Genomic DNA, 15633 nt, shown 5'->3' with positions numbered 1-15633 from the left:
GGTCACGTCTGAGCGAAGCGAGGACGGGGCCGGAGTTCGTTGCGGACGGAGCGAAGCAGTGGCACTGAGCGGCCCAGCGGGGACGCCGGGATCCTCCCGAATGCCACACCCCGCCGCGGTCTCCGGCCGGCGTGCCCGGTCGAAGGTGCGGCTGCCCGACTTCCCGTGGGATCTCCTTGCCCAGTACAAGGAGAAGGCCAGCCAGCACCCGTACGGGCTGGTTGACCTGTCCGTCGGGACGCCGGTCGACCCAGTGCCGGCGGTGGTCCAGCAGGCGCTGGCCGCGGCGGCGAACTCCCCGGGGTACCCACTGACGTGGGGCACCCCGGGGCTGCGCGACGCGGCGGCGGGCTGGCTGGCCCGGCGGCTCGGGGTGCTCGTCGACCCGTCGGCGGTGCTGCCGGTGATCGGGACCAAGGAGCTGGTCGCCCAGCTCCCAGGCCAGCTCGGCCTGGGGCCTGGGGACCGGGTCTGGGTGCCGACGCCGGCCTACCCGACGTACGAGGTCGGGGCGCTGCTCGCCCGCTGCGAGCCCGTATACGGGCCAGCGGACGGAGTGGCGCTGGTCTGGCTCAACTCCCCGTCCAACCCGACCGGCCGCTGCCTGGGCATCGACGAGATGCGTGCGGTCGTCGCCTGGGCGCGGGAGCGCGGCGCGATCGTCGCGAGCGACGAGTGCTACATCGAGCTGGGCTGGGAGTCCCGCGCTGTCTCGGTGCTGCACCCGGACGTCTGCGGCGGCTCGCACGAGGGCCTGCTGGCCGTGCACTCGTTGTCGAAGCGGTCGAACCTGGCCGGCTATCGCGCCGGGTTCGTCACCGGTGACCCGGTGCTGGTCCGCGAGCTGCTCGAGCTCCGCAAGCACGCGGGTCTCATGCTGCCGGACCCGGTCCAGGCGGCGATGACGGCGGCGCTCGCGGACGACATGCACGTGGCCGACCAGCGGGCCCGGTACGTCAACCGGCGTACCGTCCTCGGCGCGGCCCTGGCGGTCGCCGGGTTCACGATCGAGCACAGCGAGGCCGGGCTGTACCTGTGGGCGACCCGCGGGGAGGACGCCTGGGCTACGGTGGACGCCCTCGCCAGCGTCGGCGTGCTCGTCGCGCCCGGCACGTTCTACGGCGAGGCCGGCCGCCGGCATGTCCGGGTCGCGCTGACCGCGCCGGACGCCCAGGTCGCGACGGTGCCCGAGCGGATGGCCATGCTGCCGCCGCCACGGCCGTCCGGCCCGCCCACGGGGGGCCTGCGCACCGGCCCGCCGACGGGGGGCCTGCGTACTGGTGGGTACGCGTACCCGTCCGCCGGACACGCACCGCAGGCCGGCCAGCAGCAGCCGGGTCAGGCCAGGCCGGTGCCCGGTTACGGACAGGGCGCTCCCGCGCCCGGCCCGGCCCGGCCCGGATATGGCCAGCCTGGCCAGCAGCCGGGGTATGGCCAGCAGCCGGGACCGGTGCAGCCGGGACCGGGGGCGATGCCGACGATGCCGGGCTACACCCAGCGAGGGCACTCCGACCTGGGGCATTCCGACCTGGGGCGCCCCGACACGGGGCACTCGGCCGCCGGCCAGCGGGCCGACGGTCGTCAGGCGGGGAACCGGCAGGGCCCACCGGTGTTCGACAACATCGCCGGCCTCGCCGACACCTACGGGAACCCTCCGGCTCCCGACCCCGCCTGGCCGGCGGAGCCGCCCGACATCCGCTGAGGCCAGACGGTTCTCGGCCAGCAGCCGCGTGATCACCAGGTGATCGCGCGGCTGCTGGCTTTTCGGGTGGGTCCGAGTGGGCGTGGAGATCTGCCCGTCAGTGCTTCTGGGACGGGGGCCTCCGGAGGTGCGAAGGAGGAGCATTTTCGCACCTCCTTTGGCCCGTTAGTGCTTCTGGGACGGGGGCCTCCGGAGGTGCGAAGGAGGAGCATTTTCGCACCTCCTTTGGCCCTCTAGCCGTCCGGTCCCGTGGGGCTGGCGCCAGGACCGGCCAGCCGAGGTCCGTGGGCAGCTGCGCCCCTCGCACCTCCTCGGCCTGTTCCTCCGTCCAGGGCGGTTAGGGTCGGGCGGGTGAGCACCTCTGAATCCTTCGCCTCTCCGCTTGACCCCGTCGTCGACGAGCTCTGGGAGCGCCGGGCCGAGCTGAGCCCGGACGACTCCGACGCCCGCAAGGCCGTGGTCGCGGCCGTCGACGCCATCGACGCGGGCGAGGCCCGGGTCGCACAGGTCGCGGCGAGCGGCGCGGTCGTCGTCGACGAGCGGGCCAAGCGGGCCATCCTGCTGTCCTTCAAGGTCCTGCCGATGGTCGAGTCGGCGGCCGGTGCCTTCCAATACCACGACCGGGTGCCGCTCAAGACCCGGTTCGACGGTGTCCGCGTCGTCCCGGGCGCGATCGTCCGCTGGGGCGCTCACATCGCGCCCGGCGCCGTGCTCATGCCGAGCTACACCAACATTGGCGGCTACGTCGACTCCGGCACCCTCGTGGACACCTGGGCGACCGTCGGCTCGTGCGCGCAGGTCGGCCGCAACGTGCACCTCTCCGGTGGTGTCGGCCTCGGCGGCGTGCTCGAGCCGCCGAACGCCGTGCCGGTCGTCATCGAGGACGATGCCTTCGTCGGCAGCCGGTGCATGGTGGTCGACGGCGCCCGGGTCCGCCGTGGCGCGAAGCTCGGGGCCGGTTCGATCCTCACCGCGTCCACCCACGTGTTCGACGCCACGACCGGCGAGGAGTACCCGCGCGGCGAGATCCCGGAGCGGGCCGTCGCGGTCGGCGCCAGCCGGGTCAAGAACTTCCCGGGCGGGGACTTCGCGATGCCCTGCATCGTGGTGCTGCGCACCCTCGCCGAGGGCCAGATCCACGACAAGCTGGCCCTCAATGACATCCTGCGTGAGCACGGCGTCAGCGCCTGAGGCGCTCCCGTTGCTGGACGCTCCGCGCCCACAACCGGGCAGCGCCTGTCGGGCGCTGAGCCTGACCTCCCAGATCGGCTTCGCCGATCCGGCAGGGACCCTGCTCCCCGCGTGGTGCCGGGTACAGGCGTATGACGGTGGCTGGAGTGGTGCCGGGCTGACGACGTGGTTGCGTTGACGCTGCGCTAGAGGCGCTGTCACCGGCGGTGGCTGGCTTGGCATCGGGACGCTCGGCAATAGGGTGCGGGCATGGAGCTGGACATCGCGGCGCCGCCGGGGGAGCTGACCAGGGCGCTGGTGGACGTCGAGTCGGTGAGCGGTGGTGAAGGGCCGCTCGCGGACGCGGTCGAGAAGGCCCTGGCCGGCCTGCCCGGCCTGACCGTCGACCGCGATGGCGACGCGGTCGTGGCGCGCACCCATCTCGGCCTGCCCAGCAGGGTGGTCCTCGCCGGCCATCTGGACACCGTCCCGGTCGCCGAGAACCTGCCGGCCCGCCGCGACGGCGACCGGCTCTACGGCTGCGGGACGTCCGACATGAAGGCGGGCGTCGCCGTGATGCTGCACCTCGCCGCCACCGTGCCACTGGCGAGCCTGACGCACGACCTGACCTGGGTGTTCTACGACAACGAGGAGGTCGCCGCCGCCCGAAACGGGCTGCGCCGGCTCGTCGCGGCGCACCGCGACTGGCTGGACGGCGACCTCGCGGTCCTCATGGAGCCGACCGCCGGCGAGATCGAGGCGGGCTGCCAGGGCACGCTGCGGGTGGTGGCGACGCTGCCGGGCCGGCGGGCCCACTCGGCCCGCTCGTGGCTCGGCGACAACGCCATCCACCGAGCGGGTGACCTGCTCTCGCGGCTCGCCGCCTACCAGCCGCGCGCGGTGGTCCTGGACGGTTGTGAGTATCGGGAGGGCCTGTCCGCCGTGCGCATCTCGGGCGGGGTGGCCGGCAACGTCATCCCGGACCGCTGCGACGTGATGATCAATTTCCGGTTCGCCCCGGACCGGGACGAGGCGGGCGCCCTCGCGCACGTCCGCGAGGTGCTCGCCGGGTATGAGCTGGAACTGACCGACAGCGCGGCCGGCGCGCCGCCCGGCCTGGCGGCGCCGGCGGCGGGTGCCTTCCTGGCCGCCACCGGCCGTACCCCGCGGGCGAAGTACGGCTGGACGGACGTCGCCCGCTTCGCCGCGCTCGGTATCCCGGCCCTGAACTACGGCCCCGGAGACCCCAACCTCGCCCACACCCGCGACGAGTACGTCGAACTGGCCCTGGTCGACGAAGCCGAGCGCGTCCTGCGGGCCTACCTCACCGCGCGGGTGAAACCAGCGAGATCCACGGCATGACGGCGATGGCTGGACTCGGCGCCCGTCGCGCGCGCTCGCGCAGATTTATATGATCTATCTCATATGTCAAACCTGCGCCGTACTGACCGGCCCCGTGGGTCCGGTCCGCGGTTGGCCTATGGTGCCGTGGTGACACGCTTCCAGTCTGGTGAGCCGGCCGCCCTGCCTGACGCGGCGGACGTGCTCGGCACGCCCGTGCCCGCGGGGCAGAGCCAGGGCGAGCCCGACACCGACCACCTGTCGCCACCGCCGCCGGAACAACGCCGGGGCGCGCAGGTCGCCCGGCGCGGGCAGGTCCGCCACTCCACAGCCGACCAGCGGCTGCTGGCCAACCAGGATTCCGCGGACTTCGTCCATTCCGACCCGTGGCGGGTGCTGCGTATCCAGAGCGAGTTCGTCGAGGGCTTCGGCCTGCTCGCCGACCTCCCGCGCGCGGTGACCGTGTTCGGGTCGGCCCGGGTACCGCGCGACCATCAGGACTACGCCGTGGGCCGCCGGCTGGGTGGCGCCCTGGCCGACGCCGGCTTCGCCGTGATCACCGGCGGCGGCCCGGGCGCGATGGAGGCCGTCAACCGGGGCGCGCAGGAGGCCGGCGGCCTGTCCGTCGGGCTCGGCATCGAGCTGCCGTTCGAGCAGCGGCTCAACGACTGGGTCGACCTCGGGGTCAGCTTCCGGTACTTCTTCGTCCGCAAGACGATGTTCGTGAAGTACGCCGAGGCGTTCGTGTGCCTGCCGGGTGGCTTTGGCACGCTCGACGAGCTGTTCGAGGCGCTCACCCTGGTACAGACCGGCAAGGTGACCCGGTTCCCGGTGGTGCTGATGGGCACCGACTACTGGCGTGGTCTCCTGGACTGGCTGCGTTCGACGGTCGCCGCGACCGGCCGGATCAAGGAGACCGACCTGGACCTGGTCTCGATCACCGACGACGTCGATGAGGCGGTCCGGCTGGTCGTCGAGGGCACGGCGGGCCCGGGCGGCGTGCGGCCCTCGCTCCCGCCGAGCGAGCCAGGCCGGGTGGCCTCGTGAGGCTGTGCCCCCGGTGAGGCCGTGCCCCCGGTGAGGCCGTGTGCCCTATGAGGATATGCGTCTACTGCTCGTCGTCCGAGCGCATCGACCCTGGCTACGTGCTGCTGGCCGCCCAGGTCGGGTCGGAGCTGGCCGCCCGCGGCCACGACCTGGTCTCCGGCGGAGGCTCGATCTCCTGCATGGGCGGGGTCGCCCGCGCCGCCCGCGCCGGCGGTGCGCACACCCTCGGGGTGATCCCGCGCAAGCTGCTGGAGCTGGAGGTCTCGGATACCGACGCCGACGAGCTGATCATCACCGAGACCATGCGGGAGCGTAAGGCGATCATGGACGGTCGGGCGGATGCCTTCCTCGCGCTGCCCGGCGGTCTCGGCACGCTTGAAGAACTGTTCGAGGTGTGGGTCGCGGCGATGCTCGGCATGCACACCAAGCCGATCGTCGTGTGCGATCCCGACGGGGTCTTCGCCCACCTGCACACGCTCGTCGACGGCCTCGTCGACCGTGGCTTCGTCCGCCCCAACGCACGCGACCTGCTGCGCTGGGCCACAACCGCGACCGAGGCCCTCGACTTTCTGGAGGCCGCCGTCGCGGCCCTCCCCACGGTCGTGCCCAGCCCCGACGAGGCCATCGAAGCTTCCGCCCCTCCGATCGACTAGGGAGCCGGTTCTGGACGTCCCAAGGGTCTCGGCATCAAGCCGCGCGGCGGATGTGACGTCGTTCTAGCGAGCAATATGCGCAACTCGGCCACAGAAGGTGACGGCGCATCAGCGCAGCGCCAACCCAGCCACGTCGTCAGCCCGGAATCAGGCCCACCACCGTCATACGCCTCAGCCTCGGTACCACGTGGGGAGCAGGGTCCCTGCCGGATCGGCGAAGCCGATCTGGGAGGTCAGGCTCAGCGCCCGACAGGCGGCGCCCGGCGGCGGGCGCGAAGCGTCCGCCGCGGGACCGCCTCAGACGACGCCGCGGCGGGCCACGGCTAGGTCGGCGTCGCCGCGGATGGCCGCCACCATGCGCAGGATGCGACGGGTCGCTCCCACCTGGTGGGCGCGGAAGACGCGGGCGCCCAGCCAGGCGCTGACGGCGGTCGCCGCGAGGGTGCCCTCCAGCCGCTCCTCGACGGCCGCGTCGAGCGCCTCGCCGATGAAGTCCTTGTTCGACATCGCCATCAGCACCGGCCACCCGGTGGCGACCAGCTCATCGGTCCGCCTGGTCGCCTCGAGCGAATGCCGGCTGTTCTTGCCGAAGTCGTGCCCCGGGTCGATGATCACCGCATCAGGGCGCACCCCGGCCGCGACGGCGCGCTCGGCGAGTGCGCTGGTGGTGGCCACGATGTCGGCCACGACATCCGGATAGCTCATCCGGTGCGGGCGGGTCCGCGGCGGCAGGTGGCCGGCGTGCGTGCAGACCAGGCCCACTCCGCCCTCGGCCGCGACCTCGGCGAGTTCCGGTTCCACGCCACCCCAGGCGTCGTTGAGCAGGTCGGCTCCCTCGCCGACCACCACCCGGCCGACCTCGGCCCGCCAGGTGTCCACGCTGATCACCGCGTCCGGGTGGGCGGCGCGCACCCGGGCGACGAACCCGCCGATGCGGCGCAGCTCCTCGACCGGGCTCACCTCGCCGCCGGGGGCGGCCTTGACCGCGCCGATGTCGATGATCCCCGCGCCCTCGGCGATCGCCCGGTCGACGGCGGCCAGAGCCTCGGCCTCGCCGTAGGTGGAGCCGCGGTCGAAGAACGAGTCCGGTGTCCGGTTCACGATTGCCATGACGACCGTCTCGGTCGGCCCGAACACCCGCGTCCCGAGCCGCAGCGGCCCCGGCCGCCGCTCGGGACCCGGTGCCGCCCGCGCGGCTGCCTGGGGCGGACCTGTGGGCACGGCGACGTCACGAGACACACCCCGAGCCTGCCAGACCCCCCGACGCGCGTGCCGACCTCAGCCGCCCCGCTACTTGACGTCTACCCACGCGAGGGGTCCCCCGGGGTTCCTGCCGGATCGGCGGAGCTTGCGGACGGGGTCCCTGCCGGATCGGCGACAGGGTCCCTGCCGGATCGGCGGACGGGGTCCCTGCCAGATCGGCGAAGCCGATCTGGGAGGTCGTGATCTGGGAGGTCAGCGATCTGGGAGGTCGTGATCTGGGAGGTCCGGATCTGACGACCGGCCCGGATGGAGCAGGGCGTTCGGACAAGGGTCTAGCCGGGTCTGTCAGATCGGTGGGGAAGCAGGAGGGGTCCCCGCCGATCTGACTGCCGACCCCGAACCAGCGCCGAGCGTCCGGGACACGGTCTGGTTTGGCGTCTACCCAGGCGAGGGGTCCCCGCCGATCTGACTGCGGGCCCCGAACCAGCGCCGAGCATCCGGGCCGAGGACTGGTCGGGTCTGTCAGATCGGTGGGGGAGCTACCATCGGGGCGTGGTGCTCGTCATCGAGGTCCTCGTGATCGCCGCAGTGGTGTTCGTGGTCGCGGCACTTGCCGTCGGCTGGTTCGACCGGATGGCGCCGGCCCCACCGGACGCCGTGCCGACCGGCCTGCCGGCGACCGGTCCGGTCAGCGCGCGTGAGGTCGCCGCGGCCCGGCTCAACCTTGCCTTCCGCGGCTACCGGATGGCCGAGGTGGACGCACTGCTCGCCAGGCTCGCCAGCGAGCTGGCCTGGCGGGATGACGAGCTGGCCCGTCGCGACGAAGAACTGGTCCGGCTGGCCACATTTGCCCACGCGGATCTGCCGGCGTCTCCGCCGGCGTCGGGTACCGCCCCCACGGACGCGTTCTCGCCCACCAGTTCCCAGCCTCCGCTGGCCTAGACGATCGTTCTCCCGCTCGACCCGCCCGGGCTGCCCGCCGAACCTCGCACCGGCTCGCGGACCCGTCATAAACCGGGGCATCCGTGACATACCTTCTGTCCGGGTCCGCCTTCGAGTCTCCGTGGATCTACCGTTGGTCCGCCGCGCCGCCGGACCTATCAGCCGGCGTCGGGTCTGACCTGGCAGATCGGTGGGGCGGCTGCGTCGACCGTTGTGGCTCTGCGGAGGGCCGTGTTTCGGTTTGCTGCCCCGGCTACGGGATAATCGTCGGCAGACGTAGGTCCGACGGCAGGAAGAGGTGCACCGATGGCGGCCATGAAGCCGCGGACGGGTGACGGTCCGCTCGAGGTCACCAAGGAAGGGCGGGGGATCGTGATGCGTGTCCCGCTCGAGGGTGGGGGCCGGCTCGTCGTTGAGCTCACCGCTGACGAGGCGAGCGCGCTCGGCGACGCCCTCAAGACCGCGGTCGGGTAAGCCGGACGGCCCGCCCTGCTCGTCGCCCTCACAGCGCGGGGGTAGCTTCCGCGGGCTCGTGTCGGATGTCCGTCGGGAGAGCTTCCTCTGGACTGCCTGGAGGTCGAGCCTCGCTCTGCCTCGGCGCTCGACGCCGATGGGCAGGGAAGAACCGTCTCGGTCCGTGGTAGCTGATCGCGATCAGGGAAGTGTGACTATCTCCATCCGTGATGGTGACCTGGGGCGCTGGAGCGTCCCGGTGGTCACCCTACGACCCGGCGGTCCGGCCGCGCCGGATTCGTCCGCGCTCGCAGTGGTCGTGCTGTCGTCCGAGGAGACGGCTTCCGACGGCCAGGGCGGCTCGGGCGAAGCCGGCACGGCTGGCTCAGCCACGGTCAGGGATGGCTACCAGGTCAGCCCGATAGCGGGCGCCGCCTGCGCCGAACTTGGTATCAATCTTGACGCGCTGCTGACCACTCACACCTTCGGCGGCGACGCTGGCTCGGTTCTGTTGGTTCCGCTGGCCCGCGCCGAGCCCCCGGCCCGGCTTCTCCTGGTGGGCGCCGGCACCGGGAGCGGCGCCGACTGGCGCTCGGCCGGCGCGGCGCTTGCCCGCCGGGCCGGCGCCGGCGACCGGGTGGCGCTGGTCGCGGACCCGGACTCGGCGGCGCTGGCCGCGTTCACCGAGGGCCTCGCGCTCGCCTCCTACCGGCAGCCCCGCGGCGCCGGGAAGGCCGCGTCCGATGTCACCGCCGCCTCAGCGGATGCCGAGGTTGGCGATCTCTCCGCCGGACAGACCGACCTGCAGGGCGACGAGCGCGTCACCGACGCCGTGGACGCCGCGGATGCCTCCAGGGAGACGGATGAGGTCTCGCCGGCGGAGGAGCCCGCCGTGCCGGTGACGGGGCCGGAGCGCGGGCATGGCGTCGACGAGGTCATCGTCTGGACGTCGCGCGCGCTGACGCCGACGGAGCTGGCGGAGGCCGCGGAGGCGGTTCGACGGGCCGGCGTCCTCGCCAGGGCCGTGCTGACCGCCCGTGATCTCGTCAACATGCCAAGCCTGGTGAAATCACCGGAATGGCTCGCCGCGCGGGCGGTCGCGGCGGCGCGGGCGGCTGGGCTGGACGCGTCGTTGATGGACGTCCGGGAACTCGAGGCCCGCGGCTTCGGCGGCCTGGTCGCGGTCGGCGCGGCGTCGGTACGCCCGCCCTACCTGGTCGAGCTGCGCTACGACGGGCCGCCGACCGCTGACGGCGCCGAGCTGGGGCACCGCGTCCTGGTCGGCAAGGGGATCACCTTCGATTCCGGCGGGCTCTCGCTCAAGCCGGCGGGGTCGATGGCCGGGATGAAGACGGACATGTCGGGCGCGGCGGCCGTGCTCGCGACCATGGTCGCGCTGCCGGAGCTCGGCGCGCCCGGCCGGGTCACCGGGCTGCTCTGCATCGCGGAGAACATGATCGGAGCCGCGGCGATGCGCCCCGGCGACGTCATCACCTGCTGGGGCGGGCGGACGGTGGAGGTGCTCAACACCGACGCCGAGGGCAGGCTGGTGCTCGCCGACGGGCTGGCGTACGCGGCGGGCGCGCTCGGCGCGGACCTGCTGGTGGATCTCGCCACCCTGACCGGGGCGATCTCGGTCGCGCTCGGCCGGCGCACCGCCGGCCTGTTCGCGTCCGACGACGCGCTCGCTGACGGGCTCACCGCGGCCGCCGCGGAGGCTGGCGAGCGGGTCTGGCGGCTTCCGCTCGTCGAGGAGTACCGCCCGGCGCTGGAGTCGCCGGTCGCCGATCTCGCGAACATCGGCCGGGCGCTGGACGTGGGTGGCGGGTCGATCACGGCGGCGCTGTTCCTGCGCGAGTTCACCGACGGGCTGCCCTGGGCGCACCTGGACATCGCCGGTACGGCCCGCGCGGACTCCGACGACGCCGAGATCACCCGGGGCGGCACCGGCTGGGGCGTGCGCACCCTGTTGCGCTGGCTCACCACGGCGGCGGCGCCGACGGCCGTCGACTCCTCGGTCCCGGCCGCCGTCCCGGCTTCCTGACGCCGGGCCGGCGGCGCCGTTCCTGGGCCGGCGGCATCGCCGCTGGCCGGTGGTGCCGCTCGCGCCCGGCTTCTGGCCCGAGTTCAGACGTTCGGCGCGTCGAGTCCCCGTTCGGCCTCAGCCGCCTGATGGATCGGGCTCAGCCGCTCGCGGGCCCAGCGCAGGCTGTCATGCTCGCCGAGCCGCTCGCGCCAGCCGGCCAGTGCCTTCTCGATACTCGCCAGGTCGGCGACGGCGAGGATTTCCACCTTCATCTCGTCGACGTCGGCCTGGTGGACGTTGTAGTGGTCGAAGACCGCCGCCAGCAGGCCACCGCCCGGGTGGGGCTCGCGCACGGCGTAGATCTCACCCGTCACCTCGACCCAGCTCAGCCGGTAGGTCGACGACGGGTCCGTGTGATCGGTCCACCCTTCGCCGAAGGAGATCTCCTCGGACTCCTGCCGCCGCGGGTCGGCCGTGTAGAACTCGTGGACGTTCACAGAGGTGCGGTTCCCGTTGGGAGCCGGCGTCAATCTGCCCCGTTGGTCCCGAATCGCCAGGCCGGGTGGCACCACGGACGGCGGCCCCGGATGCTCAGCCGGCCGTGGCCGTGGCGTCCGGCGCCACGGCGGCTGACGTCGCGAGCGCGGCGAGCGCGTCCCCATAGCCGTCCGCGTCCGCCTTTTTGAGGTAGCGCGACACCCGCAGCACTACTCCGCCGTGCTGGTAGTCGGCCTCTTGAACCAGCTGGCTCGAGGAACTGATCGTCCGCAGCTGCTGAACCCGGGAGCTCGCGGCGGCCGGATCGGCGAAGACCTCGATGCTGCCACCCTGCTCGACCGGGTCCTTGCTGGTGACACCCGCCGGGCTGATGCCGGTCCTGGCGTCCAGGAAGGCGATCTTGCTGGTGTAGCCGCCCGGCTTGCCGAGCAGCTGGTTCGGGTCGCTCGACGCGTCATAGACGATCGAGGTGCGCAGTGGCACGCCGGCGCCGAGCAGCCGGATCGCCACCTGTTCGGCGGTCAGGCCGGCCAGCGGGTCGGCCGCGGTGGCGGCGTCGGCGGTCGGCGTGACCGCCGGCGTGGGGGTGCCGTCGCTCCCGGTGGTCATCCGGTTGAGGGTGAAACCGATCAGGCCGGCGACGACGGCGACGCCGACCAGGAACGCGGCGAGCGAGCCGTTGCTGCCCTGGTCGCCGCGACCGCCGACGGAGAGCGGATGACGCCGACGTGACGGGTGGCGGCGCTCCCTGGGATCCCCACCGGAAGTGCCACCACCGAACCGCTTGCCCGACATGATCCTTCCCCCAGGTGCCGCTTCGTTCCACGGTGCGCGGACACCGCCACTCGACATTAGTTCGCCGTCGCGTGCGCCTGAGCAGGGCCCCACCGCCGCCGCCTCGACCGCCCGCGTGCCTGTCGGAATGCCGACATGCTTACCGCGCCTTCAGGCGGCCCTAAGCCAATGGGAGTGAGCTGGAAAACGTGACAGCACCACCACCGGCTCGTGGGCCCGGACCCGCCGGCCGACCTCCCAGACCGCCAGCCGCCCGGACCGACGAGGCCGGCTCGCCGGGAACCCTGTCGCCGATCCGGCGGGAACCCCGGAGATCCCGGCTACCCGACGGGCGAGGACTTCGCGACGGCGGCCACCAGCAGGCCGTCGCCGGCGTTCAGCAACATCGGGGTGAGCCGGGCATCGTCGCGGACCGCCGTCGCAAGCTCCCGGATGGCCATGACCTCCGGGTTGCGAACCGCTGGGTCGGCGGCGAGGCCGTCGATAAGGATGCCCGCGAACACAACCACACCGCCCGGACGCAGCAGCCGCAGCGCCTGGGTGAGGTACTCGGTGCCCTCCCGGCGGTCCGCGTCGCAGAACACCAGGTCGTAGGCCCCGTCGGTGAGCCGAGGCAGGACGTCCAGGGCGCGGCCGGTGATCAGGCGGCTGCGGTTGGACGCCATCCCGGCGTCCGCGTAGGTGCGCCTGGCCAGCCGGAGGTGTTCGGCCTCCACGTCGATGGTGGTCAGCGTGCCGTCCGGCCGCATCCCGCGCAGCAGCCAGGTACCCGAGACACCGGTCCCGGTACCGATCTCGACGACGGCACGCGCGCCCACGGACGCGGCCAGGAAACGCAACACCGCGCCGGCACCGGGGCTGACCGGGAGAATCCCGACCTCCTCGGCACGTGCGCGGGCAGCACGAAGGATGGGGTCTTCCAGCAGGAAGCCCTCGGCGAAGGCGGCGGCTCGATCGTGTGCGCCGATGTCGGTGTCCGGCATGACAAACGCAGCCTACGGGAACGGCGTGCAAGAGCGGCGCGTTGCATCGTTCATCAAAGTTCGTGTCGAGCCATGTCGCACACTGCTACCGCGTCGTCCTAGCAGACCGAGAGGAGAAGGGCTCGTGTCCGCAGCGGGAATTGCCGCGCCATGGCCTGCCCGTCGAGTACGGTCGTCGTTCAAAGTCGACCGAGAGGCAGCCGTGAACGGACCGGACGCCAAGCCGTCCGTCCTGGCGGCCCAGCAGGCCTCGGCGGTCGTGCCCAGCCCAACGGCCGATGCGGCCTGGGTGCCACCGTCCTGGGAGGACGTGGTCAAGGAGCACGGCAACCGGGTGTACAGGCTTGCCTACCGGCTCACTGGCAACGCGCACGACGCGGAGGACCTCACCCAGGACGTCTTCGTCCGGGTCTTCCGGTCGCTCGCCGACTACACCCCCGGCACGTTCGAGGGCTGGCTGCACCGGATCACCACCAACCTGTTCCTCGACCGGATGCGCCGCCAGCAGAAGATCCGCTTCGACGCGCTCCCGGAGGACACGGAACGGCTCGCGGGTCGTGAGGCGAGCCCGGAGGCCGTGTACGCCGAGGCGCACCTGGACGCGGACATCGAGGCCGCGCTCGCGGCGCTGCCACCGGACTTCCGTGCGGCCGTGGTCCTCTGCGACATCGAACAACTGTCCTACGAGGAGATCGCGCAGACGCTGGGCGTCAAGCTCGGCACCGTGCGCAGCCGGATCTCGCGGGGCAGGGCGATGCTGCGCGCCGCGCTGGCGGATCGCGCCCCGCGCGAGTCACGCCTGGGCGTGGCGCTGCCGACCCAGGCCCTGACCGCCGAGATCGGCGCGGTACCGCCCGCGTCGGCGGCCCCGGCCGACGTCGTCCCGCCGGCCTCGTCGCTGCCTCCGGCGGAGGCGGCTCTCTCTCGGGAGGGGGGAACGCGGCCGCGTGGCCGCCGACGTCGCGCGACCGCGGGCGTGGTCGGCGTCGAGATCGGCGCGGCGCGGGAAGGCCGCGCGTGACGCCGCACCTCGGCGAGCGGCTCTGCCCGCTCGTGGACGGCCAGCTTTGCCACGATGAGCGAGACCGGGCGTTGGCCCATCTGGCGCACTGCGCCGCCTGCCGCGAGGAGGTCGCGGAACACCGGCGGATGAAGCAGCGGCTGTCTGGCCTGTGGGCCCCGTCACTGCCGGAGGGCCTGGCCGACCGGCTTGTCGGTCTCGGCGGGACGCGGCAGCAGCCGCTGGCACCGACCGGCGCCGCGGGTGGCCGCGGTGCGGCGGTCCATCGTCCCGGGCCGGTGCGGCCGGGCGGCGCGAGCCGGCGGCGCGCGGCGCACCCGCGCCTGCCGCTGGCGGTGCCGACGAGCCTGGCCGCGTTAGGACCGTCGCCGTGGGGGCGGCTGGCGGCACCACCCGGCCGGGTCGACCTGGCGGGGGCCGCGGTCGATCTGTCGCGCCCGCGCCCGCGGTCTCCCCGGGCCGGGGGCATCCGGCGGATCCGCCGCCTGGAGGAGGGCCGGGCCGGTCGTGGCCAGGCGAGAGTGCGCAGGACCCTGGTCGGGTCCGCCGCGCTCATGCTGCTGACGGTGACCGGCGCCGCCGTGGGGGACCAGCCGACCGTCGCGCGCGGAACAACCATCCGCCCGCCCGCTCCCGCCACCCAACTACCTGTGGTCAACAGGGGCGGGACGACGCCATTGGTCTCGTCGGTTTCGTTCGCCGCCCGAGGCTGAGCCGCCGCGGAATTCGGCTACCAGGGCCACCGCATGGCGTATCTAGGTCACGTTGCGCCCTCCAGGCCGTGAATCGGCTACCTGATGTGGGTTGTCTGTCCAACCGCTGTGGGTAGGTTCACCAACAGGCTTTACCGTGTATTCCGCGCACGCCGCCCTGGGCAGGCGGGCCCAGGGGCCCGGGTTCCTTCCGAGTGGTGTGGGCGTGATCGGAGGGCCCGTGGGCGTGACCGACGACGGTGAGTCTCTGCGTCGCGACACCGCGCAGGCGGGCGCCCTGGGACGGGTCGCGCTGGAACGGGCGCAGGCTCTCGCGGACGCCGTCCTACCCGCCGACCTGGCCGGAGGCCGGGACGCGGGCACCGATCGGTCCTCCGACGCGCGAGCGTTGTCAGTCGCCTCCGCCGCCGCCCCGCCGGCGGTCGAGAAGACCCCGGCAGAGCGCGGGTCCCCGTCGGAACCGGCGGATCCGGCCGGCCCGGCTGGTGGGAAGACCGACGCACCACAGACCGCTCGGCCCGAGCGGAGCTCGCCATCGGCGGGCTCGGCGCGAGAGCGAAGCCCCGGGTCGGCCAAGGCGGCCGAGAGCCCGGCCAAGGCGGCCGAGAGCCCGGCCAAGGCCGCCTCGGCGAGCCCTGCGCCCGCGAGCGCGGCGCCGACTGGCGTCGCGTCGGCGGCGCGAACCACCACGGTCCGCGGGCCTGAACGCCCCGCCTGGTGGCGCACCCGGGCCGACGAGCCCGGGACGGACGCACGGGACGACTCCGACGAGACGCCGTCCGGGGCCGAGCAGGCGAAGCCCGCCGCCGCCTCTCCGGCTGCTCCGGCTCCCGCCTCGGCGCCGCGTCCACCCGCGTCGCCCCCGCCTGGTGACGCCCGGCGCTCCTCCTCGTCCTCGGCGCCGCCGGCGGACGCCGTTGACCTGGACCGCGCCGGCGAGGATCGTCGCGAGTCGACGACCCGTGCCGACGGCGCGCCGTCGGCACGGGCCTCGGCTCCACGGCCGCCGGTGGCGCCGCCGTCCGAGCGGCGGTCACCACCCCAGAGGCCATCGCCTCAGAGATCAACGCCCCAGCGGCCATCGAC

The 15633-nt window shown here is 73.4% G+C and carries 14 protein-coding genes and 1 pseudogene; 11 read left to right on the top strand and 4 right to left on the bottom strand.

Going from position 1 to position 15633, the window contains the following annotated elements; genetic code table 11:
- Positions 1-100 precede the first annotated feature (100 nt).
- The 5 genes from dapC (at position 101) to BCD48_RS28080 (ending at position 5913) form a co-directional block, all read left to right on the top strand.
- The gene (gene dapC, locus BCD48_RS28100; protein ID WP_083419306.1) at positions 101-1702 is read left to right on the top strand and encodes a succinyldiaminopimelate transaminase; all 1602 of its coding nucleotides are present in this window, start codon (positions 101-103) and stop codon (positions 1700-1702) included.
- Positions 1703-2053: 351 nt separating this feature from the next.
- Complete coding sequence (locus tag BCD48_RS28095; RefSeq protein WP_071051408.1) at positions 2054-2893, top strand: 2,3,4,5-tetrahydropyridine-2,6-dicarboxylate N-succinyltransferase; 840 nt, start codon at positions 2054-2056, stop codon at positions 2891-2893.
- Positions 2894-3142: 249 nt separating this feature from the next.
- A complete protein-coding gene (gene dapE / locus BCD48_RS28090; protein ID WP_071051407.1) occupies positions 3143-4234 on the top strand; it encodes a succinyl-diaminopimelate desuccinylase in 1092 nt (363 codons plus the stop codon).
- 129 nt (positions 4235-4363) lie between these two features.
- Positions 4364-5260: an LOG family protein gene (locus BCD48_RS28085; RefSeq protein WP_241842034.1), complete on the top strand. Its 897-nt coding sequence runs from the start codon at positions 4364-4366 to the stop codon at positions 5258-5260.
- Positions 5261-5307: 47 nt separating this feature from the next.
- Positions 5308-5913 (top strand): LOG family protein, encoded by a 606-nt coding sequence (locus BCD48_RS28080; RefSeq protein WP_071051406.1) that lies wholly within the window; start codon positions 5308-5310, stop codon positions 5911-5913.
- 297 nt (positions 5914-6210) lie between these two features.
- On the opposite strand, the gene folP is transcribed toward BCD48_RS28080, so the two are convergent.
- Positions 6211-7152, bottom strand: a complete 942-nt coding sequence (gene folP, locus BCD48_RS28075; RefSeq protein WP_491677179.1) for a dihydropteroate synthase — start codon at positions 7150-7152, stop codon at positions 6211-6213.
- 516 nt (positions 7153-7668) lie between these two features.
- Here folP and BCD48_RS28070 point away from each other — a divergent pair.
- The 3 genes from BCD48_RS28070 to BCD48_RS28060 all read left to right on the top strand — a co-directional run bounded on the left by BCD48_RS28070 (position 7669) and on the right by BCD48_RS28060 (position 10555).
- The gene (locus tag BCD48_RS28070; RefSeq protein ID WP_116271694.1) at positions 7669-8058 is read left to right on the top strand and encodes a DivIVA domain-containing protein; all 390 of its coding nucleotides are present in this window, start codon (positions 7669-7671) and stop codon (positions 8056-8058) included.
- Between the two features lie 306 nt (positions 8059-8364).
- Positions 8365-8532, top strand: coding sequence for a DUF3117 domain-containing protein (locus BCD48_RS28065; protein ID WP_007511639.1), 168 nt, complete (start codon positions 8365-8367; stop codon positions 8530-8532).
- Between the two features lie 238 nt (positions 8533-8770).
- On the top strand, positions 8771-10555 hold the full coding sequence (locus BCD48_RS28060) for a leucyl aminopeptidase family protein (protein WP_071051405.1): 1785 nt from the start codon (positions 8771-8773) through the stop codon (positions 10553-10555).
- An 83-nt stretch (positions 10556-10638) separates the two neighbouring features.
- On the opposite strand, the gene BCD48_RS28055 is transcribed toward BCD48_RS28060, so the two are convergent.
- The 3 genes from BCD48_RS28055 to BCD48_RS28045 all read right to left on the bottom strand — a co-directional run bounded on the left by BCD48_RS28055 (position 10639) and on the right by BCD48_RS28045 (position 12813).
- A complete protein-coding gene (locus BCD48_RS28055) occupies positions 10639-11034 on the bottom strand; it encodes a hypothetical protein (protein ID WP_071051404.1) in 396 nt (131 codons plus the stop codon).
- A gap of 94 nt (positions 11035-11128) precedes the next feature.
- Complete coding sequence (locus BCD48_RS28050) at positions 11129-11830, bottom strand: PGRS family protein (RefSeq protein ID WP_083419305.1); 702 nt, start codon at positions 11828-11830, stop codon at positions 11129-11131.
- Between the two features lie 320 nt (positions 11831-12150).
- Entirely contained in the window at positions 12151-12813 is a 663-nt protein-coding gene (locus BCD48_RS28045) for an O-methyltransferase (protein ID WP_071051403.1), read from the bottom strand.
- Positions 12814-13045: 232 nt separating this feature from the next.
- Between BCD48_RS28045 and sigE the strand changes: the two genes are divergently transcribed.
- From sigE to BCD48_RS52970, 3 genes and pseudogenes are all read left to right on the top strand, one after another.
- Complete coding sequence (gene sigE / locus BCD48_RS28040; protein ID WP_071051430.1) at positions 13046-13834, top strand: RNA polymerase sigma factor SigE; 789 nt, start codon at positions 13046-13048, stop codon at positions 13832-13834.
- Entirely contained in the window at positions 13831-14547 is a 717-nt protein-coding gene (locus tag BCD48_RS49760; protein WP_071051402.1) for a hypothetical protein, read from the top strand. The genes sigE and BCD48_RS49760 overlap by 4 nt, the downstream gene beginning before the upstream one ends.
- 220 nt (positions 14548-14767) lie before the next feature.
- Positions 14768-15633, top strand: a pseudogene (locus tag BCD48_RS52970) (hypothetical protein); the annotation flags it as partial.

Origin of the sequence: Pseudofrankia coriaricola, from assembly GCF_001854805.1 — a bacterium.
GTDB lineage: Bacteria > Actinomycetota > Actinomycetes > Frankiales > Frankiaceae > Pseudofrankia.
This window is presented reverse-complemented; position numbering and strand designations above follow the sequence as displayed.